The 23,805-nt window shown below is 42.5% G+C and carries 22 protein-coding genes, 1 tRNA gene and 1 other RNA gene; 3 read left to right on the top strand and 21 right to left on the bottom strand.

Going from position 1 to position 23,805, the window contains the following annotated elements; genetic code table 11:
* Window positions 1–353: 353 nt before the first annotated feature.
* From ssrA to secG, 5 genes are all read right to left on the bottom strand, one after another.
* Window positions 354–715: a transfer-messenger RNA gene (gene ssrA / locus Q8G36_RS00785) on the bottom strand.
* 123 nt (window positions 716–838) lie between these two features.
* Window positions 839–1,306, bottom strand: a complete 468-nt coding sequence (gene smpB, locus Q8G36_RS00780; RefSeq protein WP_305158529.1) for an SsrA-binding protein SmpB — start codon at window positions 1,304–1,306, stop codon at window positions 839–841.
* A 67-nt stretch (window positions 1,307–1,373) separates the two neighbouring features.
* The gene (gene rnr, locus Q8G36_RS00775) at window positions 1,374–3,731 is read right to left on the bottom strand and encodes a ribonuclease R (protein ID WP_305158528.1); all 2,358 of its coding nucleotides are present in this window, start codon (window positions 3,729–3,731) and stop codon (window positions 1,374–1,376) included.
* A gap of 33 nt (window positions 3,732–3,764) precedes the next feature.
* Window positions 3,765–4,511 carry an alpha/beta hydrolase gene (locus Q8G36_RS00770; protein WP_305158527.1) on the bottom strand — a complete coding sequence of 249 codons (747 nt, stop codon included), beginning with the start codon at window positions 4,509–4,511 and terminating at the stop codon, window positions 3,765–3,767.
* 140 nt (window positions 4,512–4,651) lie between these two features.
* Window positions 4,652–4,885 (bottom strand): preprotein translocase subunit SecG, encoded by a 234-nt coding sequence (secG, locus tag Q8G36_RS00765; RefSeq protein ID WP_063233970.1) that lies wholly within the window; start codon window positions 4,883–4,885, stop codon window positions 4,652–4,654.
* Between the two features lie 176 nt (window positions 4,886–5,061).
* Between secG and Q8G36_RS00760 the strand changes: the two genes are divergently transcribed.
* Window positions 5,062–5,604, top strand: a complete 543-nt coding sequence (locus Q8G36_RS00760; protein ID WP_305158526.1) for a hypothetical protein — start codon at window positions 5,062–5,064, stop codon at window positions 5,602–5,604.
* A gap of 58 nt (window positions 5,605–5,662) precedes the next feature.
* Window positions 5,663–6,493, top strand: a complete 831-nt coding sequence (locus Q8G36_RS00755) for a M15 family metallopeptidase (protein WP_305158525.1) — start codon at window positions 5,663–5,665, stop codon at window positions 6,491–6,493.
* Window positions 6,494–6,728: 235 nt separating this feature from the next.
* On the opposite strand, the gene eno is transcribed toward Q8G36_RS00755, so the two are convergent.
* From eno to Q8G36_RS00710, 9 genes are all read right to left on the bottom strand, one after another.
* Window positions 6,729–8,024 carry a phosphopyruvate hydratase gene (gene eno, locus Q8G36_RS00750; RefSeq protein WP_305158524.1) on the bottom strand — a complete coding sequence of 432 codons (1,296 nt, stop codon included), beginning with the start codon at window positions 8,022–8,024 and terminating at the stop codon, window positions 6,729–6,731.
* Between the two features lie 30 nt (window positions 8,025–8,054).
* Window positions 8,055–9,590: a 2,3-bisphosphoglycerate-independent phosphoglycerate mutase gene (gene gpmI, locus Q8G36_RS00745; RefSeq protein ID WP_305158523.1), complete on the bottom strand. Its 1,536-nt coding sequence runs from the start codon at window positions 9,588–9,590 to the stop codon at window positions 8,055–8,057.
* Window positions 9,583–10,344 (bottom strand): triose-phosphate isomerase, encoded by a 762-nt coding sequence (gene tpiA, locus Q8G36_RS00740; protein WP_048688041.1) that lies wholly within the window; start codon window positions 10,342–10,344, stop codon window positions 9,583–9,585. Before tpiA ends, gpmI begins: the two co-directional genes overlap by 8 nt.
* Window positions 10,345–10,390: 46 nt before the next feature.
* The gene (locus Q8G36_RS00735) at window positions 10,391–11,575 is read right to left on the bottom strand and encodes a phosphoglycerate kinase (protein ID WP_305158522.1); all 1,185 of its coding nucleotides are present in this window, start codon (window positions 11,573–11,575) and stop codon (window positions 10,391–10,393) included.
* Window positions 11,576–11,823: 248 nt separating this feature from the next.
* On the bottom strand, window positions 11,824–12,831 hold the full coding sequence (gap, locus tag Q8G36_RS00730) for a type I glyceraldehyde-3-phosphate dehydrogenase (RefSeq protein WP_305158521.1): 1,008 nt from the start codon (window positions 12,829–12,831) through the stop codon (window positions 11,824–11,826).
* 32 nt (window positions 12,832–12,863) lie between these two features.
* Complete coding sequence (locus Q8G36_RS00725) at window positions 12,864–13,898, bottom strand: sugar-binding transcriptional regulator (RefSeq protein ID WP_305158520.1); 1,035 nt, start codon at window positions 13,896–13,898, stop codon at window positions 12,864–12,866.
* A 139-nt stretch (window positions 13,899–14,037) separates the two neighbouring features.
* Window positions 14,038–14,280, bottom strand: a complete 243-nt coding sequence (locus tag Q8G36_RS00720) for a glutaredoxin family protein (protein ID WP_305158519.1) — start codon at window positions 14,278–14,280, stop codon at window positions 14,038–14,040.
* Window positions 14,281–14,294: 14 nt separating this feature from the next.
* On the bottom strand, window positions 14,295–15,632 hold the full coding sequence (gene rpoN / locus Q8G36_RS00715) for an RNA polymerase factor sigma-54 (protein WP_336622940.1): 1,338 nt from the start codon (window positions 15,630–15,632) through the stop codon (window positions 14,295–14,297).
* A 316-nt stretch (window positions 15,633–15,948) separates the two neighbouring features.
* Window positions 15,949–16,020 (bottom strand) — tRNA-Arg (locus Q8G36_RS00710).
* Between the two features lie 289 nt (window positions 16,021–16,309).
* On the opposite strand from Q8G36_RS00710, the gene clpP reads away from it, so the two are divergent.
* Window positions 16,310–16,918 carry an ATP-dependent Clp endopeptidase proteolytic subunit ClpP gene (gene clpP, locus Q8G36_RS00705; protein WP_063233960.1) on the top strand — a complete coding sequence of 203 codons (609 nt, stop codon included), beginning with the start codon at window positions 16,310–16,312 and terminating at the stop codon, window positions 16,916–16,918.
* A gap of 96 nt (window positions 16,919–17,014) precedes the next feature.
* Here clpP and Q8G36_RS00700 read toward each other — a convergent pair whose 3' ends face one another.
* The 7 genes from Q8G36_RS00700 to Q8G36_RS00670 all read right to left on the bottom strand — a co-directional run bounded on the left by Q8G36_RS00700 (window position 17,015) and on the right by Q8G36_RS00670 (window position 23,803).
* Complete coding sequence (locus Q8G36_RS00700) at window positions 17,015–17,272, bottom strand: HPr family phosphocarrier protein (RefSeq protein WP_048688029.1); 258 nt, start codon at window positions 17,270–17,272, stop codon at window positions 17,015–17,017.
* A gap of 20 nt (window positions 17,273–17,292) precedes the next feature.
* On the bottom strand, window positions 17,293–18,246 hold the full coding sequence (gene whiA, locus Q8G36_RS00695) for a DNA-binding protein WhiA (RefSeq protein ID WP_034309971.1): 954 nt from the start codon (window positions 18,244–18,246) through the stop codon (window positions 17,293–17,295).
* A gap of 67 nt (window positions 18,247–18,313) precedes the next feature.
* Entirely contained in the window at window positions 18,314–19,300 is a 987-nt protein-coding gene (locus tag Q8G36_RS00690; protein WP_305158518.1) for a gluconeogenesis factor YvcK family protein, read from the bottom strand.
* Window positions 19,290–20,189 (bottom strand): RNase adapter RapZ, encoded by a 900-nt coding sequence (rapZ, locus tag Q8G36_RS00685; protein ID WP_289351316.1) that lies wholly within the window; start codon window positions 20,187–20,189, stop codon window positions 19,290–19,292. Before rapZ ends, Q8G36_RS00690 begins: the two co-directional genes overlap by 11 nt.
* A 45-nt stretch (window positions 20,190–20,234) precedes the next feature.
* Window positions 20,235–20,693 (bottom strand): NUDIX hydrolase, encoded by a 459-nt coding sequence (locus tag Q8G36_RS00680; protein WP_063233957.1) that lies wholly within the window; start codon window positions 20,691–20,693, stop codon window positions 20,235–20,237.
* 556 nt (window positions 20,694–21,249) lie between these two features.
* On the bottom strand, window positions 21,250–22,197 hold the full coding sequence (gene trxB, locus Q8G36_RS00675) for a thioredoxin-disulfide reductase (RefSeq protein WP_305158517.1): 948 nt from the start codon (window positions 22,195–22,197) through the stop codon (window positions 21,250–21,252).
* A 103-nt stretch (window positions 22,198–22,300) separates the two neighbouring features.
* Window positions 22,301–23,803: a tetratricopeptide repeat protein gene (locus Q8G36_RS00670; protein WP_305158516.1), complete on the bottom strand. Its 1,503-nt coding sequence runs from the start codon at window positions 23,801–23,803 to the stop codon at window positions 22,301–22,303.
* Between the last annotated feature and the right edge of the window lie 2 nt (window positions 23,804–23,805).

Raw genomic sequence — 23,805 nt, 5'->3', positions numbered from 1 at the left:
AATAGCTTTTAAGCTAACATTCCCCTTTATAGCCCGCTTCCCTTTTTTTTGAGATCGTTCATGATTACGGGGATTTTAGGGTGATTCGGAGGAAGCCTGCACGCTAATGCACGTAATTTACGTATGGCAAGAGGAACTTTTCGCTTTTTTACAATCAATTTCATCGCAACAATCTAGGTTTCTCCCAAAGGATTCTACAGCAAATTATGGAAATTGTACAGTTTATCTGCGAAGTCGGGAATATATCTTCGAAAATGGAGATATATCAGCGAAAACTCCTGATTTATCTGCGAATTATTCAATTTACCGATTTTTCGAAAAAAAAACAAATAAAAAACCACCAATATATGTATTGGTGGAGACGGTGGGAGTCGAACCCACGTCCAGACATAACGGCACTTAAGCTTCTACGAGTGTAGTCGATATATTCGCATTTCGCGAACTCATTAGCCTATCGACAGGCGGCAGAGCAGCTAGTCTGATTGGTCTCTTCCTTCATCCTCAGACGGTGGATTCCGGCGTATCCCACTTAGAGTGAGTCCCTTACCCTACCACGTGGGCCATGGAGGGAGGAACAGCTATCGACTGTTATTAAGCAGCGAAAGCTAGGTTGTTGTTTTGTTTGCCAGTTATAGGCGTTGACGTTTTAACGAGGCCGATCCCCTCGACTCGCAACTTAAGCTCGAACTATCCCTGTCGAATCCGTAACGTCCCCATGATAGAAATGGAGCGTACGAGAGAAGAATAGTCAGCAAGTTGGCTGATATTCAATTGTCATCGGTACAGGATTAATTATAACAGATTGGTTCAAAAAATCAATTGTAAGGTCTTGGCAGTTCTACATCTTCTGACGATCACGGAAAGCACGTTCAATATCACGCTTCGCTTCCTTCTTCTTCAGGTCATCACGCTTGTCATATTGTTTCTTCCCTTTTCCAAGTCCGATTAAAACCTTGGCAAAGCCATTCTTTAAATACATTTTCAACGGGACGATGGTGTAACCTGTTTCCTTTGTTGCACCGATCAGTTTACTGATTTCCTTCTTATGCAAAAGAAGCTTCCGTGTCCGCAATGGGTCATGGTTAAACTGGTTTCCCTGCTCATAAGGGCTGACATGCATATTATGAAGATAAATTTCACCATTTTCTATTTTAGCAAAGGCATCCTTCAAATTCACTCGGGCCGCACGGATTGCCTTGATTTCGGTCCCTTTTAAAACGATTCCCGCTTCAAATGTTTGTTCAATAAAGAAATCATGATAAGCTTTTTTATTTTGTGCTAGTTGTTTACCTGAGCCTTTTGGCATCTAACTCTCCCCTTTTTACATCCAATCGCGGCGAGAGGATGAAATGATCATCCCCCCGCCTCAATCTTTATCTCTTTTTTGGTTTTCTCTTTCGCTTGGCAGCTGGCGCATTTTCAAAGAATTTTTTCTTCTTTTTCGGTTTTCTCTCAGAAGAAGGTTTTTCTCCATTACGGCCGCCGCCTTTTCCTTCGTTACGTCCCCCATTGCCGCCGCGGCCGCGTTTACGTTCACCTGAATTGGCTTTGAATATTTTCTTCTCGCCAGATGGACGCGGACGGCTTACCTTCATGCCAATAATTTCAAAATCGATGGCGCGTTCCTCTTTATTGACGTTGGAAACACGTACGTCGATCTCATCGCCAATCCGGAACACATTACCGGTACGTTCCCCGATCATTGCAAGCTGACGCTCATCGAAGCGGTAATAATCATCCGTCATGAAGCTGACATGGACAAGTCCTTCAATGGTGTTCGGCAACTCGACGAACATCCCGAAATTCGTAACCGAACCAATGATCCCGGTATATTCTTCGCCGATTTTATCCAGCATATATTCCGCTTTCTTCAGATCATCCGTTTCCCGTTCAGCATCGACTGAGCGACGTTCACGTTTCGATGTATGATCGGCAATCTCAGGTAGAATGGCATTCCATTTCTCCTTCGTAGCTTCATCTAGTTTACCTTCCACCAAGTAGGTCCGGATCAACCTGTGCACGATCAAATCCGGGTAACGGCGAATCGGCGATGTGAAATGTGTATAAAACTCAGCAGATAAACCAAAGTGGCCTAAGCTCTCCGGATCATATTTCGCCTGTTGCATGGAACGAAGCATGACGGTGGATATGACCGTTTCTTCCGGTTTACCGGCAACCGCCTCAATGATTTCCTGTAACGCCTTAGGATGAACGTCATTGGCCGATCCCCGTACAATATATCCGAAATTCGTAATGAATTCGAAGAAACGCTGCAGTTTTTCCGGCTTGGGATCTTCATGAATACGGTAAATGAACGGAACATCTAGACGGTGGAAGTGCTCAGCAACGGTTTCATTAGCCGCAAGCATGAACTCTTCAATCAGCTTTTCCGCAACCGACCTTTCACGTAAAACCACATCAGTCGGATGGCCCTCTTCATCAACGATGACTCTCGCTTCATTGAAATCAAAATCGATCGCACCGCGGTTCATCCGGTTTTTACGAAGGATGGCCGCTAACTTCTCCATGTCCTGGAACATCGGCACCAGCGCTTCATAGCGTTCGAGCTGTTCTTCATCTTTATCCACAAGGATTTTGTTCACGTTGCCATATGTCATACGTTCCGTCGTCTTAATGACACTTTCAAAAATCTCATGGTTGACGACTTGGCCATCTGGCGTGATTTCCATTTCACATGAGAGTGTAAAACGATCGACTTGTGGGTTCAAGGAACAAATGCCATTCGATAAACGATGCGGAATCATTGGAATGACCCTGTCCACCAAATAAACGCTCGTCCCTCTTTCCAATGCTTCCTTATCGATTGGAGATCCTTCTTTCACATAATGGCTGACATCAGCAATATGAACACCCAGCTTGTAATTGCCATTTTCAAGTTTAGAAACAGTGACGGCGTCATCCAGATCCTTTGCATCCGCGCCATCAATCGTGACCAAAACATCATTGCGCAAATCCCTGCGGCTGCCAATTTCACTTTCTTGAATGGTATCCGAAACGGCATTGGCTTGCTCCATGACGTCATCGGGGAACTCCATCGGCAAACCATATTTATGGATCACAGAAAGAATATCTACACCAGGGTCATTTTTATGCCCAAGAATCTCAATGACTTCTCCTTCAGCACTTATGCGTCCTTCAGGATAAGAAGTCAGCTTGACGACAACCTTATGGCCCTCTACCGCTCCATGTGAGGCGTGCTGTGGAATGAAGATATCGTTTGCGATCTTTTTATCATCAGGGATGACGAAACCAAAGCTTTTACTTTCGGAGTATGTACCGACCACTTGTGTAATTCCGCGTTCAAGTATTCTGATGACCGTGCCTTCTTGCCTTGAGCCCGATGTTTCCGAAGACACTCGTACCATGACGACATCTCCATGCATCGCTGTACCCGTTTCATTTGGCGGAATGAAAATATCATCCATTCCCGGGTTATCTTCAGGTGTCACAAAGGCGAATCCCTTTGCGTGTCCCGTTAATTTACCGCGGAACAAATTCATTTTTTGCGGCAGGCCGTAACGATTGCTCCTCGTTCTGACCACCAATCCCTTTTCTTCCATCTTTACTAAAGCCTTAACGAAATTCTTGAAATCTGCCGAGTCTTCGATTTTCAAAGCCTCTTCCAGTTCTTGTACGGTTAACGGCTTATACGCTTCATCCGTCATGTATGTCAGAAGCTTATTAATATGTTCTTGAATGTTATCTTCCATGAAAACCCTCCTATTCAGGGTATGATAAATTTGTTATTCGGACCAATCCAGACTTTCTAAAAATTCAAATACATCTTCATGCAACTGGTTTTTTTCTTTATCAAGAGTTATGACATGACCGGATTCTTCATACCACTTGATTCGTTTGACCGGTGATTCAATGGCATCAATAATAATATCGGCACTTTTTGGATTGATAACATCATCATGCCGACCCTGCACGACAAATGTCGGCGCGTATATAAGGTCGACGTGCTCTCGTACATCCGTTATCAATTCCTGAAGGGCTTTCAATGTATTCATGGGTTTATCGGCAAGGAGGTCCATTTCAAGCTCTATTTGCTCTTGAGCTTTTCCTTCGTACTTCTTAAATTCTCTGGCGTACTCCAATACTCCTTTAAACATCATTTCTTCACTTTTGATATACATAGGCGCACACATTGATACGATACCCTTTATAGGTACAGTGTAACCTAATTTAAGAGAAAATACGCCTCCTAATGAGAGTCCGGCAACAGCAATTTCTTCATGCCCTTTGCTTTTCAGAAAATCGTAGGCCATCATGACATCTTTCCACCAATCTTCCGGACCCGTTTTCACTAGCTCCTCTGGCGGAACGCCATGTCCTTTATAGTGCGGGGCATGGCAGGTGTATCCCTGTTTCTCCAAGTAACGGCCAAGCATCCGTACATCCGCGGAATTCCCCGTAAATCCATGTAAAAGTAAGACAGCTCTTTTTCCGCCTTCAAAAGTAAAGGGCTGCTGCAGCTTGATTTTCATGACCTTAAGCTCCTTTATCAGTAAATAGAATTAAAAAAATCCCTATCCTATAATTAAGTACTAAAATCACTATATCTATTCATGCAACTATTGTGCAAAGAAAAAAGCCTAGCTATTTAGCTAGACTCATTTTTGATCCATTACACATCAAAGAATGCAACAAGTAGAGTTAAAGCAAAGAATAAAATCGCTAATACTATCGTTGCACGATGTAAAACTAGGTCCAAACCACGTGCCTTTTGCTTTCCGAATAGCTGCTCAGCACCGCCGGCAATCGCACCCGATAAACCTGCACTCTTACCTGATTGAAGCAATACCGTCACAATGAGGGCGATACTGACAATCACTAAAAGCGTTATGAGAAATGCATGCATGCAATTACACCTCCTGAAGAACCAATAAACAATTACTTTAACTTTACCACACCCAATAAATATCCACAATCTTTGTTATACTATGATGGTAAGAATTCCTAAAAACCCATAGTCATTTATTTCTTTTTGAAACAAAGTTTGAGATAATTTGCATAAATAGAGAAAGAGGTGTCACCATGTTTAAGTCCATACTTCGGATTCTTGATCTCCTGACCATCCTATTCTCGGCGGTTGCCGGCTATTCTTTATGGACAGGCGGAAGCAATCTTATCAGTGTCCTATTGATCTTCCTATCACCGCTTTTATTGCTGCTGGCAAAGTATCACGGAAATCGATACTTATTATTTGCTGCATATATCACGACAACCGTTTATTTTACTGCTATTATTTATAATGGACTTTCCAATAGCGGTACCGACTTTTTCCAATCTAACTTCAATGTCCTCCTGATAGGGGCAGCAGCCGCCTTGCTGAGCGTCATAGCAGCGGTCATTGGGTTTGGGACCAATACTCTTACGATTCTTTGGTTATCGCTTCACGCCCTTGTCACATTCGAGACAATCAGGATGTCATCTGGTTTCCTTTCGAACTTTTGGTCTGATCCAGTCGTGGAAACCGCAGTTCGTAATGATTATCCATTTTTATTGATGGTCGTCTGGATTGGCTTATTTCTTGATAAATATCAAAGTGAATTATCAAGGGATTACTTATCACGGTAATTTTTCAAAACTACTTTTATTGGAAATCTTATATTTTTAAAAGCAAGGGGCCTTTCATATGTTAAAACCTATATTTGCAGCAACCGCTCTATCATCTTTCATTCTGATGGCTGGCTGTTCATCCGACCTGACAAGCAATCATGAAAAAGTGCAAAAAGAAGAACAACCGAGCTCCCAGGATACGGATACGGAGACAGAAACCGACAAGAATAATGATTCAAAAGAACCGGCCCAACGCCAGGTGGAAGTTGATGAAACGGCTAAACCCGCACAGGCTGGCCTTCAGACGTTAGCCCATCCGGAAAGCATACCTGTACTTGTCAATAAACAATACAGCCTGCCTGAAGATTACAAACCTGATGACCTTATCTACCCAAAAGTGGATTTCATCTTTCAAGATAAAATCGAAAAAAGAATGATGCGCGAAGAAGCGGGGAAGGCTCTTGAAGTAATGTTCCAAGCTGCCGAAAAAGACAACATGCACTTTGCGGGCGTTTCCGCTTACCGCTCACACCAAACACAAATCACGGTCTTTAATAACTATGTGGCTAAGGACGGGGAAGAAAAAGCGAAAACCTACAGTGCAATGCCTGGGACAAGCGAGCATGAAACGGGCCTAGCGATTGATGTCACGACCCACGATGGAGCATGCGCTGCCCAAGACTGCTTCGGTGATACGAATGAAGCGGCCTGGCTTGCTGAACATGCACATGAATACGGGTTTATCATCCGCTACCCTGAAGGCAAGGAAAACATCACAGGTTATAAATACGAACCATGGCACATCCGTTATGTTGGTGTCGATACCGCAACTGAAATCTTTGAAGCGAAGATTACATTAGAAGAATACTATAATGCCGTACCAGCGGAAGCTGTAACGGCTAAATAAAAAAAAAGGTGCCAGGATGCGGCACCTTTTTTTTATGAGATGGTATTAATCAAACGTTTGATTAAATCCTTTTATCAGACCCTGAATCAAGCTGGAATCAGTGACTGGACGAATTCTCATTCTTTATAAGCACAAAAAACCTCCTATTCAATGTGTATTTTCACATTGAATAGGAGGTGAAAAGAAATCACTGTGCAGAATCCCTCTTCTCGTTAGAAGCGGAATCCCCAAATCATTACTTCTTCAAGTTATAGAAAGATTTCAAGCCGCCATATACAGCCAAGTCACCAAGCTGATCTTCGATGCGAAGAAGTTGGTTGTATTTAGCGATACGGTCCGTACGGGACATGGAACCAGTTTTGATTTGTCCTGCGTTTGTTGCAACGGCGATATCAGCGATCGTTGCATCTTCCGTTTCACCGGAACGGTGGGAAACGACTGCAGTGTAGCCTGCGCGTTTAGCCATTTCGATTGCATCAAACGTTTCAGTCAGTGTACCAATTTGGTTCACTTTGATCAGGATGGAATTTCCGATGCCTTTTTCGATGCCTTCAGCCAATTTTTTCGTGTTCGTTACGAAAAGATCGTCACCAACAAGTTGAACTCTAGAACCGATGCGCTCAGTTAAAAGTTTGTGGCCATCCCAGTCATTTTCATCCAGGCCGTCTTCGATGGAGAGAATAGGGAATTCATTCACTAGCTCTTCATAGAAAGCAACCATTTCTTCGGATGTCACGCCATTGCGGCCTTCGCCTGCAAGATCATATTTGCCTGTTTCTTTGTTATAGAATTCAGATGAAGCTACGTCCATGCCAAGGTAGATATCTTCGCCAGCTTTGTAGCCAGCTTTTTCAATTGCCTCAATGATGACTTGCAGCGCTTCACGGTTTGAACCAAGGTTTGGCGCAAAGCCGCCCTCATCGCCGACTGCCGTATTCAAGCCTTTGGCAGAAAGGACTGATTTCAATGCATGGAATACTTCAGCACCCATACGAACTGCTTCTTTGAAGCTAGGAGCTCCTACAGGAAGGATCATGAATTCCTGGAAGTCAACATTGTTATCAGCATGAGATCCGCCGTTAATGATGTTCATCATTGGTGTTGGAAGTTGTTTCGCATTGAACCCTCCAAGGTAACGATACAATGGTAAACCTGAGAATTCCGCAGCGGCATGGGCAGCAGCCATTGATACCCCAAGGATTGCATTAGCTCCCAAGTTTCCTTTGTTTTCAGTGCCATCCAATTCAATCATAGTAAGGTCAAGGCCTGCTTGGTTCGTTACATCCAAACCGATTACAGCATCAGCAATGATATCATTTACATTATCGACTGCTTTTTGTACCCCTTTACCCAGGTAACGAGATTTATCTCCGTCACGAAGCTCAACAGCTTCGTGTTCTCCTGTTGAAGCACCTGATGGTACGATTGCACGTCCGAAGTATCCGGACTCTGTTTGAATTTCTACTTCTATTGTTGGATTACCACGGGAATCTAGCACTTCACGTGCATATACATGTTCGATGTACGGCATTATAAATCTCTCCTTTTCCTATTCACAATTTTATTTAGATAATAGGGATTTCCCTGTCATTTCAACAGGTTTTTCGACTCCAAGCAAATCAAGCATCGTTGGAGCTAAATCGCCTAGAATACCACCTGTTCTTAATGTTACCTGATTTTTAGTGATAATGACAGGCACGGGATTCGTAGTATGGGCTGTCATTGGGTTGCCATCAAGCGTTACGACTTCATCAGCGTTCCCATGGTCAGCGGTAATGATTGCTGTACCGCCTTTTGAGACGATTAAATCGACAATCCTGCCTAGGCATTCATCCACTGTTTCAATCGCTTTAATGGTAGGCTCTAGCATCCCTGAATGACCAACCATGTCCGGGTTGGCAAAATTCAAGAGAATGGCATCAAAACGGTCAGCCTCAATTTGTTCCACCAATGCATCCGTTACTTCATAAGCACTCATTTCCGGTTGTAAATCATATGTAGCGACTTTCGGAGAATTAATTAAAATCCTCTCTTCACCAGGAAACTTCTCTTCACGTCCGCCGCTCATGAAAAACGTCACATGCGGATATTTTTCAGTTTCAGCGATACGGAGCTGGGTAAGCTGGTTTTGGGAAAGTACTTCCCCTAATGTATTATCAAGATTTGTCGGATTAAATGCAACATATCCGTCAACTGTTTCTGAAAAATGTGTCAAGCAGACAAAATGAAGATGCTTCGGATGCCCAGGGCCGCGGTCAAATGAGCGAAAATCCTCATTCGTGAACGTATTGGAAATCTGGATCGCCCGGTCTGGACGGAAGTTATAAAAGATTACGGCATCATCATTTTTAATCGTTGCCACCGGTTTACCGTCTTCCGCCGTTATGACTGAAGGTATCACGAACTCGTCAAAAATACCATGTTCGTACGAATCCTCGACACATTCCATCGCAGAAGAGTAAGCAGGGCCATCACCATACACCATCGAACGGTAGGATTTCTCCACACGTTCCCAGCGCTTATCACGGTCCATCGAATAATATCTTCCGGATATGGTCGCAAACTGACCAACACCGATTTCCTTCATTTTCGCTTCCGCTTCCTCAATATAACCCTGCGCCGTTTTCGGTCCGACATCTCGGCCATCTAAAAATGCATGTACATATACATTTTTAACTCCTTCTTTAGCGGCCAATTTCAGAAGGGCATACATATGTTCAATATGACTGTGTACTCCGCCATCTGAAAGAAGACCGAAAAGATGAAGGTCGGTGCCTTTTTTCTTGGAATGGCTCATGGCATCAACCAAAGTTGGGTTTTGTGCAAACTCGCCTTCACGGATAGCCAGGTTCACACGGGTCAAGCTTTGATAAACGATCCGTCCTGCCCCGATATTCAAATGCCCCACTTCCGAGTTCCCCATTTGGCCGGCAGGCAAGCCGACCGCTTCCCCGCTTGCAGTTAAATGGGAATGCGGATACTGTTTCCAATAACGGTCAAAGTTTGGTTTTTTCGCATGAAAAACAGCATTTCCCTTTTCTTCGTTACGGCAGCCAAAACCGTCTAAGATGATAAGTGCCACAGGCGACTTACTCATAGTGACCAGCCTCCAGCAATTGTAAAAATGAATCGGATTTCAAGCTTGCACCGCCAACCAACGCACCGTCTATATCAGGTTGTGCCATGTACTCTTTAATATTCTCAGGTTTTACACTGCCACCGTACTGAATGCGAATGGCTGCAGCTGCTTCATTTGAAAATTTGTCGGCAACAACTGAGCGGATATGCGCACAAACTTCATTAGCATCTTGAGCAGATGACGACTTTCCTGTTCCAATCGCCCAAATCGGCTCATAAGCTATAACGGCTTGTTTCAATTGATCGTCAGATAATCCTGCTAGGCCTTTTTCAATCTGGCTGCCTACGAAATCATTCGTCTCTCCAGCTTCCCTTTGCTCAAGTGTTTCACCGCAGCAAACAATCGGGGTCAACTGGTGGGCAAAAGCGGCATGAGCCTTTTTATTAACGGCTTCATCCGTTTCGTTGAACATTTCCCGGCGCTCAGAATGACCAAGTATGACGTAGGATACACCAAGATCAGCCAGTGCTATTGGGCTGATTTCTCCTGTGAAAGCACCGCTTTCTTCAAAGTGCATGTTCTGCGCCCCGATTTTCACATCGGTTCCTTTTGCTGCTTGAACCAGCTGATCCAAAAATAAAGCTGGAGCACATACAACCGTATCGATTACATCTTGCTTCGGAATCAAATTGCTCACTTCTTCTAAAAAGGCAGTCGCTTCAGATAGTGTTTTATTCATTTTCCAGTTTCCTGCAATAATCGGTTTACGCATTTGGTTTCTCATCCCTTCTAAAGTTGAAATATGTAACGGTATAATCTTATTTATCGTTCAAGGCCACAACGCCAGGCAACTCTTTGCCTTCCATGAACTCAAGAGATGCACCGCCGCCAGTTGAAATATGGGACATCTTTTCTGCCAAGCCAAACTTTTCTGCAGCTGCGGCTGAATCCCCTCCGCCTACAATGCTGTAAGTATCTTTTGCTTCCGCCAAGGCTCTAGCAACCGTTCTCGTACCATTCGCAAATTTATCGAACTCGAATACACCCATTGGTCCATTCCAAATGACAAGCTTAGAACTTTTGATTACATCCGCAAATAATTCACTTGTTTTTGGACCGATATCAAGAGCCATTTTATCATTTGGAATAGCATCGATATCGACATTCTCTGCCTCTGCATCAGGTGAAAATTCAGCCGTTACGACTGCATCGATAGGCAAATGAAGTTTTACGCCTTTTTCTTTTGCACTTTCGATGAAAGATTTGGCCAATTCTATTTTGTCCTCTTCCAATAAAGAATTTCCGATTTCATGACCTTGCGCTTTAATGAATGTATAACCCAGTCCGCCACCAATGATCAAGTGATCGACTTTCTCCAGAAGGTTTTCGATAACGCCTATCTTATCCTTTACTTTTGCTCCGCCAATTATAGCTGTAAAAGGACGCTCTGGGTTGGATAGGGCTTTTCCTAGTACAGAAAGCTCTTTTTCCATCAGCAATCCGGCAACAGCTGGGAGATGGTGTGCTATTCCTTCCGTTGAAGCATGTGCACGATGTGCAGCTCCGAATGCATCGTTAACATAAACATCAGCCAGTGCAGCAAATGACTCAGCCAATTCTTGATCGTTCTTCTCTTCTCCTGGATAAAAACGAACGTTTTCCAACAACAGAATCTCGCCATTTTGCATGTTATCAATGATTGATTGAACGGTCTCGCCGTAAGCTTCTTCTGCCTTTTGCACATCTTTGCCACTAAGTTCGCTTAGTCTTTCCGCAACAGGTGCTAAACGCAATTCTTCCACAACTTGTCCTTTAGGACGGCCAAGGTGGCTGGCTAAGATGACTTTAGCGCCCTGTTCAGTCAAATGGGAAATCGTCGGCAGTGCAGCTTTGATTCTCGTATCATCCGAAATCTTTCCGTCCTGCATCGGCACGTTGAAATCAACACGGCAAAATACGCGTTTCCCCTTTAATTCAATATCTCTAATCGACTTTTTATTCATAATCCAAGAACCTCCTTAGATATTGTTATCATATTTTTGATTCTTTTAGTCAAAAAGGGAGAGGGTAAATTTCCCAACTCCCCTTTTCTCTTTTTCATTATAGTCGGTTTCCAGGAAATTATCCAAAAACAAGAAATGTAAACGCTTGACTGATTAATGACTTACTAATAATATCATCTTCTGCCAAGTTTTTTTAGAGGTGTGATAAAAAAAACCTCACCTTGGTGAGGTTTTTTTTATTATTCTAATTACAATCCTTTTTTAGCCAAATAGTCGATCAAATCAACAACACGGCTAGAATATCCTGTTTCATTATCATACCAAGATAATACTTTAACCATGTTTCCTTCCATTACCATTGTGGAAAGGGCATCAATTGTAGATGATGATGGGTTACCGTTATAGTCAGTTGATACTAGCGGAAGTTCGCTGTACTCAAGAATTCCTTTTAATTCGCCTTCAGAAGCCTTTTTGAATGCTGCATTAACTTCTTCAACTGTTGTGTCTTTTTCAAGCTCTGCAACAAGGTCGACAACAGACACGTTTGGAGTAGGTACGCGCATTGCCATACCATTCAATTTCCCTTTAAGTTCAGGAAGGACAAGTGCAACAGCTTTTGCTGCCCCAGTTGTTGTAGGAATGATATTCTCGGCAGCTGCACGTGCACGGCGATAATCTTTATGAGGCAAATCAAGGATTTGCTGATCATTTGTATAAGAGTGAACAGTAGTCATCATACCGCGTTTGATTCCGAATTGTTCATGAAGCACTTTAGCAAATGGAGCTAAGCAGTTCGTTGTACAAGAAGCATTAGAGATTACATGGTGGTTTGCTGCATCATATTTGTCTTCGTTTACACCCATGACAATTGTGATATCTTCATCAGATGCAGGAGCAGAGATGATTACTTTTTTCGCGCCAGCTTCTAAATGCTTAGCTGCATCCGCACGTTTTGTGAAACGTCCTGTAGATTCTACAACTACTTCTACTCCTAGTTCACCCCATGCTAATTGTGCAGGATCACGTTCAGCCAATACTTTTACTTTGTGACCACCAACAACAAGGTAATCCCCATCAACTGTTATTTTTTCATTAAGAGATCCATGAATTGTATCGTATTGAAGAAGGTGCGCTAACATATTAGCATCCGTTAAGTCGTTAATAGCAACAATCTCTACCCCAGGATTACTCAATGCTGCACGAAATACATTACGTCCAATACGTCCAAAACCATTAATACCAACTTTTACTGCCATGAAAAATTCCTCCTTTTAAGTTCGCAAATATATTAAGGGGTGTAATTCCCCTGAATTAACTCTTGTGCCGCAGCTTCATCCGTGATCAAAACGGTTGATGAAGGTGCGCCTTTCATGTAGGAACGGATAGCTTTTGCTTTAGTTTTGCCACCTGCCACAGTTATCACTCGCTTTTCAGGGCTAAGATCATCTAACTGGATGCCTACTGTCAAAACTTTATGAACAACTTTGCCGTTTTCATCGTAATAATAACCGAATGCCTCTCCTACAGCATTTCCATCTAACAGCTTCTTTAACATTTCTGGCGAAGAATTCCTTCTCTCTGCCATCGCCATGGCATCACCGATTCCATGAATGATCATATCGGCAGATTTGATTTGGGAAATCACTTCTTTAATTGCAGGTTCCTTCTGAAAGGAAGCATAAACCTCACCGCTTAATTGATCGGGTACATATAACACTCTGTATGACGCCTGTGCCTTCTGTGCCATTTTTTCGACAATCGTATTCGCCTGATTCTGCACTGCTTCACCAATTCCCCCGCGGGCTGGGACAAATGTCAATTTCTTCGACGCATCATCAGGTGACAACGAATCAGCCACTTCGGCCATTGTCGATCCACCGGTAACCGCAATGATATTCTTTGAGTTCCATTCTCGTTTCATACGGTTTGCACAAGCTTTACCCAATTCTTTTTTCACCCATGGGGTCTCATCACAATTTCCTGAGACAATAATGACCTCATCCACTTGTAACAAATCCTGCAATTGCCGTTCCATTATGTCTATACCCATTACTTCACGCATTATTCCTTCTAACTTATCCAGGATTTCAATCCCTTCATCAGTCAGCGTCATGCCAGAGCTGAATATGTTAACCAGGTTCTGACTTTTCAGAAAATCAACCTCGCCTCTAAGCGTCCGCTCTGTCAAATTAAGGCTCACGGACAGACTGCGCCTTCCAACTGGCTGCATCATTTTGATATAACGCAGGATATCATATCTTTTTTGCATAACCATAAGGAAATCTGGTAATAATTTTCTTTGTACCTCGAGTAATGTACGCATATTTAAAACTCCTAAAAAGTTAAGTTGGACATTTAATGTCCCGCGTAGTCATTTTCTGTCCCACTTAAACAAAAAAAATATTCCTGCTACATATTTTATTCTAGCAGGAACGGAATGTTTCTTCAAATGATTTGAAAAATTATTTTTCCAAAAGCCGATTTAGAGCTGATTTATCAACGTTTCCGAATTGAACGATATCACCTTTCCATTCAACGACGGGAATCATCAGCCCGAATTTCTCAAGCAAATCATCATCGGTATGGATATCGATTTCCTTATAGCCTATGCCTGACTCCACTTTCACTTCTTCAAGTACCTGCTTGGCTTTATCACATAACGGGCATTTATCCCTACTATATAAAACGAACGCATTTGTTTCCAAACCACTCATCCTTTTCAATCATATCTTTTTCGTTTAGATGAAGAAGGGATCCCTAATTGTTCCCGGTATTTGGCAACGGTTCGGCGTGCCAGGATAATTCCATGCTCCTCTTTCAACCGTTCTGCCAGGTCTTGATCCGAAAGTGGCTTTTGTTTATTTTCCCCATTGATGGCTGCCTGTAGGCTCTTTTTTGCTTGCATGCCCGACATATCCTCATCCAGGCCGACTGACTGTAAAGAAGTAGTGAAAAATATCCGCATCTCTATCGTGCCAAATGGTGTCTGTACGTATTTCCCTTTAACCGCCCGGCTTACTGTGGACTCATGTATTCCAAGTTCGTCAGCAATTTCTTTCATCGTCATTGGCTTCAAATAGTTCAGGCCATGATGAAAGCACGCCGGCTGTTTTTCGACGATGCACTGAATAACCTTCAATATAGTTTCTTTTCTCTGTTGGATTCCTCTGGAGATCCATTGGTATTCCTGCCACTTATCCTGGATAAACCGTTGAACTCCCTGATCCTTATGGCTCTTCATTCGGTTTAAATACCCTTTATCCACATTAAGATTGGGTGTGTTACCATCATAATTCCCGACTAGCAGCATGCCATCCCGAACTTCCACAACCACATCCGGCACTATATAAGAAGGTTTTTCCTGAAAAAAGAGTGAAGCCGGACGCGGGTTCAACCTCTGGACATAATCAAAGACTTCTTGAATCTCCTTCATTGTAACACCGATCTTCTTACTTAGGTCTTTCCAGCGCTTTTCAGCAAAATCGAGGAAATGGTTTTCTATGATCGATTCTGCCAGCAGATTCTCCCCTTCTGCTTTCACCTGAAGCAAAAGGCACTCTTGAAGATTTCTCGCTCCAATACCATGCGGCTCGAGTTCCTGCAAAATCGAGAGACTCTCTTCCAAAACGGCCGGAGATATGCCTGGGACGCATATATCTTCCAGTTGAGTCCTCAAGTAACCGTTTTCATCAAGGTTATGAATTAATAGCAGCATTGCCTTCTGCTGCTCACCGGAAAACTGCTGGTGATTCACCTGGGACATGATATGCTGTTCAAGCGATATAGTGTCTTCACTGATCTGTTCAATCCAATAGTTGGCATCATACGTATTTTTAAGAGTCCGTTTACCCTTTTTCCGATCAAAAGTCGGTTGAAATAAAGAAGATGTTGGCTGATCTATGGACAGTAATGGATTCTCCACCATTTTACTTTCTAAAAAAGCCGATAGCTCCTGCGAGGAATATTGCAGCAATGTAATAGCTTGCATAAGCTCCTGGGTCATTGCCATCTTTAATGTTTGCTGTTGAAAAAGTCCTGCTTTCATATTCATACTCATCGATTCATCCCTCCCCCACTCCATTTTACATTATCAGGAGAAAATTCTACACAAAAACCCATGAAAACGCTTACGTTTTTTTCTGAATAGTTTATTTGTTTTAAATACTATATGTTAGAAATGCAAATTTAACAACTACTTTTATTGAAAAATCACCATTTTTCAATAGTGTGGGCGAATATTTTCAAGACAGGACTGACATTACAGGATTCGATGGAATATTACAGAAAACGAGTAAATTCACCAAAAACCTTAGGGATCCTCTTAAAAATGACCAATAAAAAATCCCCCACTTTATTAAGCAGAAGATTGGTAATGCCCTCGGCAGGAATCGAACCTGCATTTCAAGCTTCGGAGGCTTGCGTTCTATCCGTTGCACTACGAGGGCGTAATAGAAAATATTTTTTCAACAGACTTCATTATATGATAGAATCCCCTCCTTTGCAAGGGTTATCAGGTTTAAAACTTCTTCATTTGGGTATTATGGGTAATGTGGAAATTCATCCCTGTGCGGCATAATATATAAAGTAATCTATCGGGAAGGAGCCTTAGCCAGAAAATTGTCGAACAAATTATCCATTATAGGGTTTGTTTTGTTTGACCTAAATTGACCAAAAAGTGTATCATACATACATAAAGAATTTAAATGATTCTCTTAATCGAAGGAGGAAATGAACATGAATTTAATTCCTACAGTTATCGAACAAACAAGTCGTGGGGAGCGTGCCTACGATATTTACTCCCGTTTATTAAAAGACCGGATCATTATGCTAGGAAGTGCAATTGACGATAATGTTTCCAACTCCATTGTTGCCCAATTACTATTTTTAGAAGCGGAAAATCCTGAAAAAGATATCACTCTATACATCAACAGCCCAGGTGGAAGCATCACTTCCGGTATGGCCATTTACGATACTATGCAATATATCAAACCTAATGTATCCACAGTATGCATCGGTATGGCCGCTTCCATGGGCGCTTTCCTATTGGCAGCTGGCGAAAAAGGCAAACGTTATGCGTTGCCAAACAGTGAAGTCATGATTCACCAACCACTTGGAGGAGCTCAAGGTCAAGCTACCGAAATTGAAATTGCTGCCCGCCGTATCCTTCACTTGAAAGATAAACTGAACCAAATCTTGGCGGAACGCACTGGTCAACCTATTGAAGTCCTTCAAAGGGATACGGAACGTGATAACTTCATGACTTCCGAAAGAGCTCTTGAATATGGCTTGATTGACAAAGTCATCACGCGCAGCATCCTTGATGATAAAAAAGACTCTAAATAATTATGCAACAAAAGGCTCCGAAAATCGCCTCAAGCGACTTCCGGAGCCTTTTTTACTATAAAAGAAAGGGATGCACTTTTAGGCATCCTTGTTCTTTTAACCCTCTTGCTGAACGAACTCTTCCAATGCCTCTAACGCTTCTTTTTCATCGCGTCCTTCGACGATTAACTTCACGGACACGCCAGAACTGATGGCAAGGCTCATTAACCCCATTATACTTTTTGCATTCACTTTCTTTCCTTCTTTTTCAAGAAAAACATCTGAATGAAAGCGGTTAGCTTCTTGTACAAAAAGAGCCGCCGGCCGAGCTTGCAAACCCGTTTTCAATTTTACCTCAACTTGCTTTTCCACCATCTTGATCTCCCCTGTTAGCTTTATTTTTTCGCAGCAATAGCTTCTCCCCCACGGAGCCTGTCAGCTATTTCATCAATCTTTCGTAATCGGTGATTTATCCCGGACTTACTGATGGTTCCCCCGGATACCATTTCCCCAAGTTCCTTTAAGGTTATATCCTGAAACGCTATCCTAAGCTCCGCAATTTCCCGGAGCTTATCCGGTAAAATGCTTAGTCCTACCGTATCCTCGATATAATGGATATTTTCAACCTGACGCAATGAGGCCCCAATCGTTTTGTTCAAATTGGCTGTCTCACAATTCACAAGCCGATTCACTGAATTACGCATATCACGGACAATCCGTACATCCTCGAACCTTAATAAAGCTGAATGGGCGCCAACTATACTTAAAAACTCGGCAATCTTTTCTGCTTCTTTCAAATAAATGATATACCCTTTCTTGCGTTCAAGCGTCTTGGCCTTCAAGCCAAACTTATTCATTAGCTCACAAAGGGCATCATTGTGCTCTTTATAAAGTGAGAAAATCTCAAGGTGATAGGAAGACGTTTCCGGATTATTTACCGAACCCCCCGCAAGAAATGCACCTCTTAGGTAAGAACGCTTACAGCATTTCTTCCCAACAATAGTATCGGATATATCATGGAGAATTTCAAAGCCATCGCCTAAAATTTCCAAATCGGTTAAAACCCGCTGCCCTCCGGATGACATCCTGACAATATATACATTATTCTTTTTAAGCTTCATCTTTTTACGGACCAACAGCTCGACCTGGACCTCATAACTTTTTTTCAGCAGCGTATAAATCCTTCTGGCAATCGCAGCATTCTCAGTTTGAATATCCACAACAAGCTTCCGATTAGAAAATGAAAGGGATCCGTTCATCCGGATAAGCGCGCACAATTCCGCTTTACCGCAGCAATCCTTTCCCTCTAATGTAGTAAGCTCTTTTTTCGTTTCTGAAGCAAAAGACATCCATTTCACCCCCAATCGAACGCAGGTAATCTATTTTTATCATTCAAAAAACCGTCCCCGCTTATATCTACGGTACTATGTGGCTTTTTGTTTCATTTACAAGCATATTATAAAGCAAATCCGCCACTTTTTTCGTGTCATGGCGTATTACATTCCCTTCATAGCTGAAAATGCGTTCTTGTATGATTTCAAGACCCATCCGTTTTAAACTTTCCACATCATACATGACCGGTTTGGCATATTCAGCTTGATAGCGTTGCTGAATCTCGGTTGGTATTTCCTCATTATTAACAAGTATCCTGTCAATATATGCATTTCCCATATGGTCATAAATCGCTTTTATATGATCGCTCGCGCTATAATCCAGCGTCTCGCCGGCTTGTGTCATCAAATTGCAAATGTACACCTTCTTAGCCTTGGAACGGGCAACCTCTTCTCCTAAACCAGGGACAAGTAAGTTAGGCAGAATGCTAGTATATAGGCTTCCTGGACCTATTACAATAAGATCTGCCTGCTTAATTTCCTGGAGAGTTTCACTGAGCGGCTTTATATGATGAGGAGACAGAAATACTTTTTTTATTTTCTTTCCTGAGAAGGGAATCTTGGATTCTCCTGTAACAACCGTTCCGTCATTCATCTCCGCATGGAGAACCACACTTTGGTTGGCAGCCGGAAGCACTTTACCGCGGACATTAAGAAATTTACTCATTTCCTGGATCGCATGGACGAAATCCCCGGTCAACGAGGTCATTGCCGCCAGTATCAAATTCCCCAGCGAATGCCCGGACAACTCATTTTTACTCTGAAAGCGATGTTGAAACATTTGTTCAACAAGGGGCTCTACATCCGATAACGCAGCCAGCACGTTACGAATATCACCCGGAGCGGGAATATCCATATCCTCGCGAAGGCGGCCTGAACTTCCACCATCATCAGCTACCGTTACGATTGCCGTTATATCCACTGGATGCTTCTTTAACCCTCTCAACAAAACGGGAAGGCCGGTTCCCCCTCCAATGATCACAACCTTAGGTTGTTTCTTTTTATCTAACATCTGCTTTCCCCTTACTTTTTTCGATATCGCGATGTGATACTTGAACCCTGTAATCCTTTTTGAAGTGGTTTGAAATATACTCCGTCAATGCTACAGAACGGTGCTGACCGCCTGTACATCCAATCGCAACAACAAGCTGTGCTTTCCCTTCACGTTTATAATATGGAAGCATGAATGCAAGCAGATCGGTCACTTTTTCCAAGAATTTTTGCGTCTCACTCCATTTTAAAACGTAACTCGACACTTCCTGTTCCAAGCCAGTCCTTGGCCTCATATGGTCAATATAATATGGATTTGGCAGGAAACGCACATCAAACACAAGGTCGGCATCTATGGGCAGACCATGCTTGAACCCGAACGACATGACATTGACTGTAAAACCGACACTTTTATCGGCAGAAAATTCCGAAGCGATTTTCTCCCTCAATTCGCGCGGTTTCAGTTGGGAAGTATTAAAGATCAACTGAGCCCTTCCCTTTAATTCGTCCAAAAGTTCCCGTTCCATTTTAATGCCTTCCAATGGCCGGCCTAATGGAGCAAGAGGGTGGGTCCTTCTCGTTTCCTTATATCTGCGTACCAAGGAATCATCATCAGCTTCAAGAAAAAGGATTCTTGGTGATACTGCAGCTGTATCCGTTAAATTATCCAGTGCAAGAAATAAGGAATCAAAAAATTCCCTTCCCCTTAAATCCATGACCAAGGCCACTTTATTCATCTTATTCCCGGAGTCCTTCATTAACTCCAAAAACTTTGGCAATAGCGTGGGCGGCAAATTATCGACGCAAAAAAAGCCGAGGTCTTCAAAACTTTGAACCGCCACTGTCTTACCTGCTCCGGACATTCCGGTAATGATGACCAATTGCGTTTCACTCATCTGCCCTGTACTCATAGTTTCTCCGCCCCCATGTATAGCAATCTTTTTTATATGTGAAGATTAACCTGGATCCAATCGGTATGAAAGTAGCTTAAACTCAGGAGTATAGGTAAAGGTTCCATAAATGATCCCACTTCCATGAACCATATAGTCCAGGATATGAAAATCACCTTCAGCCATCATCAGCTTTTTAACATCTTCAACCGGATGCCAGCTAAGTTCCCCTTCTTCACAAACATCCACATTTACACCATCGGAATCCGTTGCAAAGAAAGTGAACATCATCCATTCTGATAAAACCTTATCTCCGTCCTTCATAATGAAGGTGAAAATACCTTTGATGGAAGGGTTTTTTAAATAAACGCCCGTTTCTTCGCGATATTCCCTAATACAAGCATCGCGTACAGATTCCCCAGGCTCCATCTTGCCGCCTGGAGCTACCCACCATCCGCGTCTAGGCTTTTTCAATAAGAGGATTTGATTATCTTTGATCAATACACAGTTTGTGACACGTTGCACGTTCTTCACCTCAATTGGCTCTGCTCGACTATAGAAACCTTCATCCCCCCGTCTTGAAGAGATTCAGTTTTTATCCTTAAACCGCCGCTAGATATCCATTTGGCGATTTACAAATGCTAATAGTTCAAACAAGTTGTATTTTTCATCTTCTTACCATTATGAAAGCTATATATATGTTTAGTATATCTTATCATTATACTATTTTTAAAATGAGCTAACAATAAAGTAAACTTCCTGCATTGGGGGAATATTCATTCGCAAGGAATCACGGAGGTCCGCCTTTATCCTGCTTAACTCCTATTCTTCTCCACTTTCGCTGCCTAAATGCAAAGGGTTGGCTTACTTCACATTAAAAACCATTTGAAAACATCCTAAAAATTGGAACTAAAGATATAGTCTCAAAGCAGGAAACACAAAAAAAAGACACAGAAACTTAATCTGTGTCCTTAAACGTTTATAATTAAAGGGGGTCAACTTCTACCCATACTATACCCAATCATTATTTCACACGTGTTACAACATCGTTAAAACGGAATTACGATTGTATCTGGTGAAATCAAGCCTTTGGCTGAAATTTTTCTTGAAGTTCCTCAACAAAGTGCTGAGCGGATTGAGCGGCAATGCTTCCATCGCCTGTAGCTGTAACGATTTGGCGCAATGTTTTTTCACGAACGTCACCAGCAGCAAAAATACCAGGGACGCGTGTTTCCATCCGATCATTCGTTTCAATATAGCCTGTGGAATTCAAGATGCCCAGGTTCTCAAATGGTTTAGTTAGCGGAAGCATTCCGATATAAATGAATACACCATCTGCGTCCATCACTGTCTCTTCTCCGTTTTCAGTGGAAACTAGAGTGACACCGCCGACTTTGCCGCCTTTTTCATTGATTTCCTTCAAAGTATGATTCCAGATGAAGTTAATTTTCTCATTGGCAAATGCACGATCTTGAAGAATCTTTTGAGCACGAAGTTCGTCACGTCTGTGAACGATCGTCACTTTTGAAGCAAAGCGTGTTAAGTACACACCCTCTTCAACAGCAGAATCTCCGCCGCCGATAACGAACAGTTCTTTTTGCTTGAAGAATGCACCATCACAAACTGCACAATACGATACACCGCGGCCGCCCAATTCTTTTTCGCCAGGAACGCCGATTTTCTTGTATTCGGCACCAGATGAAATGATGATTGAACGTGCTTTGAATTCCTTGGAACCGGCTTTGATCGTTTTATACTCTTCACCGTCAATGATTTCCTTAACATCCCCATAGGCATACTCCGCACCGAATTTCTTTGCATGGTCAAACATTTTCGTTGAAAGTTCAGGTCCGAGTATAGTGTCGAATCCAGGATAATTTTCAACTTCCTCTGTATTGGCCATTTGTCCGCCCGGTACTCCGCGTTCTAACATCAATGTTGAAAGGTTCGCACGTGATGTATAGACAGCCGCCGTCATCCCTGCAGGACCAGCTCCAATAATAACAACGTCATAAATTTTTTCAGACATGTTTTCACTCCTCCATATTCCATTACAAATGGAACCTTCACTACGGTTAGTGTTCCCTACCTATTATCCTATATAACAAATAATTTTTCGTCCAAATATCTGCTCATCCCAGTAAGTTTTGAACCAACTTTACGTACTTCGATAAGGTGGACACCGATATGAAATGTTTGTCTGCGATTGCCTGTTTGCTCGCCTTCTCATTTTTAAGCTGATTCCACACGTACTCCACCGCAGATGCCCAGCCTGCTGGATTATTTAACTTCTGCTCGGATTTCACCGCTTCGATGAAGACGGAAAACCACATTAAATAGAGCCCGGCTTCATTTAATTGTATCGGTTGGAAATGCTGATATAATAACTCAGCTGTGCGATCAGCAAAATCAATTGCTGTTAATTGGCGATCTTTAGCAGGAGCTTGAACAAGTTCGGCATAATCACGTTCCAAATCAGTGAAATTCTGATTTAGGTTGAGGACCTGGTTTTTCAATAGCTTCTGTTTATGAACCGAATGTTTCAGAAGAAAAATGGCAAACAGCCTTTCTTCGATGAATTCACTTTCCAGCCTTTTTATAATTGAAGGAAAATGATGTTCAAAACCATCTGAAGTTGCATTCATATCTCCCCAAGGCTCCATGCCTTCCTTTTCCGGGTTCATTTCCACGACCTTTTTCCATGCCTTTTTGGCAGCCTGTTCATGGCCTAAGTGGTAAGCGGAAATGGTAAGCCAATAGTAGAAGGTTCCATCTCCCTCGAACCCTTGCTTTTGGAGTACTTTCAGCCATTTATATGCAGAAGCATAGTTTCCGATCAAAGCGAAGGTCGCTCCAAGCTTGAAACGATGTTCGGATAGCATCGGCCGAATTTTCTCCAGCATCTGTATGAGCTCTTCAACCTTTGCTTCATCCTGTTGATAATGATGAAAAACAACAAGGTTACAAAGCGCATGCAGATTTCCCGGACTTTTTTCCAGTACCTCATCAAGTGTTTCAAAAGCTTCATTTACTTGACCAAGATAGAAATAGGCAAGTGCCAGGTTATTATATGCGGACCAGTAATCCTCGTACTCGGCAATCGTTTCTTTCAATACTTCGATTGCCTTCGGAAAATTGCCTGATTCAAGATACTCACGTGCTTGTTCCTGTTTGGTAATGAGCCCATCATGCTTAAAGGGATTTTCTTCTGACTCATCCGACTCAAAAGTTATCAGTTCAAGCAGATCCTCTGCGTCATCGCTGAACTCCCCGTCTTCTTCTTTATCAAGATAAGCACTGGCATGACGATAAGCCTCCTTGAACATGCCTAAGTGGGCATAATTATTCGCCAGGAAGTAATGACATTCCGACATATAGGGATCCATCACATCCAAGATGTTTTCCAAGAGGTTGTTTGAATATTTATATTCACCGATTTCCGAGCAAGTGATTGCCAATTGACAGGCTATCATCGGTTCAGCAGGTTCAAGTTCCAGCGCACGTTCCAGGTATTTTTTTGATTTAGGTAATTCTCGTCTATGATAAGCTTTTAAACCCTTGGTGAAATAATACTCACCTGTTGGGTGAAAAGTTAGAATTTTTGCCTGTTGGCCAAATTTAGAGTCTTTACTCATGT

This window comes from Peribacillus frigoritolerans (assembly GCF_030676415.1).
In the GTDB taxonomy this organism is placed as follows: Bacteria; Bacillota; Bacilli; order Bacillales; family DSM-1321; genus Peribacillus; species Peribacillus frigoritolerans_A.
This window is presented reverse-complemented; position numbering and strand designations above follow the sequence as displayed.